1 protein-coding gene is annotated in these 2,545 nt (G+C 73.8%); it reads right to left on the reverse strand.

What is annotated here, in order from left to right; translation table 11 throughout:
• Window positions 1-387: 387 nt before the first annotated feature.
• Window positions 388-2,238, reverse strand: coding sequence for a glycoside hydrolase family 15 protein (locus tag ACFVU7_RS44700; protein WP_388052434.1), 1,851 nt, complete (start codon window positions 2,236-2,238; stop codon window positions 388-390).
• Between the last annotated feature and the right edge of the window lie 307 nt (window positions 2,239-2,545).

The following is a 2,545-nucleotide window of genomic DNA, read 5'->3' on the forward strand; positions in this document are numbered from 1 at the left end:
CCAGCCGTTTCCTGGTCTCGCGGGTGGGAGTGGCGGTGGAGGCGGCCACGGTGTGCACGTCCAGGTCCGGCGCCGGAAGGTGGGCGATGTCGGCGAGTAGTCGGCGTCCTTCCGGGGGCAGTCGGTCGATGGTGTCGGTGATCATCACGGGGAGGCGCTCCTCGTAGGGATGGGGTCGGCCGTGGTCCGGCCGGGTTGAGGGCGGGACCTCCACCGGCGCGCCCGACTGCCGGCGGCAGGCCGCCGCAGAGGTGTCGTGGCGGCCTACCGCTCGGGGTGCGGCGACGGCGCGCTGCTCGCCGGTGGTGCGGCGCAGCAGGACGAGGCCCGGTCTGGACGCGGGCGTTGGCAGGTGGAGGTGGTGGACCGGTGGGCGGCGCTGCGCCGCTACCCCTGTGCCGCCGCGAGCACCAGTTCACCGGCAGGGGTCGTGCTCGCCGCGTGGATGGCCAGGGCAGCCCGGATCAGGCCGTCGTGCGACAGGCCCTGCGGGTAGTTGCCGAGATGGACTTGCTCGGCGAGGTCGTACTGCTCGGCGAGGAGACCGAGGTCGCTGCGCACCGCCAGCAGGCGGCCGAACAGGTCCTCGGCGTCGGCGTGCCGGCCGATCAGGGCGAGGGCTTCGACCATCCAGACCGCGGCGCCGACGAACGCGCCTTCGTGGCCGGACAGCCCATCCACGTTGTCGGCCGCATCGGTACGGGTCGGGTAGCGCAGGAGCATGCCGCCGCTGGCGCCGAGTTCGCGTTCGATCGCCTCGACGGTGCCGATCACCCGCTTGTCGTCGGGCGGGAGGAATCCGGTGCGGGCGATGTGCAGGAGGGAGGCGTCCAGGTCGTGGCCGTCGAGGTACTGGGTGAAGGTGTTGCGCCCCTGGTCGTAGCCGCGGGCACAGACCTCGGTGTGGATGGCCTCGGCACTCGCCGCCAGCCGCAGCAGCGTCTGGCGGTCGGCGCCGCCGTGGCGTTCCAGCACCCGCACCGCTCGGTCGAGGGCCACCCAGGCCCACACCAGGGAGGAGACGTACCGGCGCGGGGTGCCCCTGCTCTCCCACATCCCGTCGTCGGGCTGCTCCCACAGCTGCTCGGCCTTGAGCGCGAGGGCGAGCAGCAGGTGGTCGGCGTCCGGGCACGGCGGGATGCCTGCGTCGTCCATCTGCGCGAGCAGGTCGGCGAGTTCGCCGTACACGTCCAACTGGTGCTGTTCGGCGGCGGCGTTGCCGACCCGGACCGGCTCGGAGTCGCGGTAGCCCGGCAGGTGGGGCTGGGGCTCCTCGGCCGGCACCGGGCCGCCGTCGATCCCGTACAGGGGCTGGAGGGCGTCCGGGTCGATGTGGGTGGTCAGCCAGGTGCGGTAGGCGATGGGCTCGTCGGTGTATCCCAACGCGAGGAGGGACTGCATCATCCACGCGGTGTCGCGCGGCCAGGTGTAGCGGTAGTCCCAGTTGCGTACACCGCCGATGGGCGCGGGCAGCGAGGTGGTCGGGGCCGCGACCGCGGCGCCGCCGAGGTCGCACAGGCCCTTGAGGGTGAGCGCCGACCGCAGGACGGCGACCCGGTTGGGGCCGTCGTAGGTGCAGGCGGCCGCCCACCGCGTCCAGTACCGCTTGGTCTCCTCCAGCACGGTGGTGTCCGCCGGCGGGGCGGGCGCCTGGCTGCCGGTGGACGTCCACGTCAGCGCGAAGACCAGGCTCTGCCCGGCCTTCAGCGGCGTGTCGCAGGAGGCGGACCCGCCCAGGTTGACGGTGTGGCGGGGCCCGTCCAGCCAGTACGTGTCGCTCCCGGCGGTCACGCGCAGCCGGGGCGTGCCGTAGTCGGCTTCGTGCAGGGCGGGGGTGAGGGAGCCGTAGCCGGGGCGGGGCCGGAAGTTCGAGGCCAGACGTACCGTGCCGCTGCGGCAGGTGGCGATGCGCACGACCGTCGGCGGCGCGTACCCGGTGGCGTCCGGGGCGGGCAGGAGGTCGACCACCTCCAGCACGCCGCTGCCGGTGTCCCAGGTCTGTTCGACGGCGAGGGTGTCGCCGACGTAGCGCCGTCGGCTCTCGGGCGGCGTGTTGGTGTACCTGGCCGGGCCGAGGCGCCAGAATCCGGCCGAGGGGGTGCCGAGGAGGCTGGCGAAGACCGCGGCGGAGTCGAAGCCCGGCAGGCACAGCCAGGTCATCGTGCCGTCGGGTCGGGTGAGCGCTGCGGTGCGTGTGTTGCTGAGGAAGGCGTGTTCCTCGATCAGCGGGTCGTGCACGGTTGAACTCCTGGGGTGGGATGGTCGGTTGGCGGGGTTGCGGCCCTGACCCGGACGGCCGCCATGGGTGGTGCGTGTGGTGCGGTGCGCGTGAGCGCGGTGTGCTCGCCGGGGCGTGGCCCGGGCGGTCCGCAGCAGGCCTCTTGCGGGCCTGCCGGCGTCGGTCACGGACCGGGGACGGCTTCGCGTCCAGGGCGGCCGGTGGGCAGGGATTCCGCGCCGACCAGCCGCAGCGCCGGGAGGCGTCCCCGGTCGTTCTGGTCGCGGGTCAGGTGGAACAGCGTCCAGCCGTTCCAGTTCCCGGCGC

Source organism: Kitasatospora sp. NPDC058046 (assembly GCF_042885595.1).
Taxonomy (GTDB): Bacteria; Actinomycetota; Actinomycetes; order Streptomycetales; family Streptomycetaceae; genus Kitasatospora.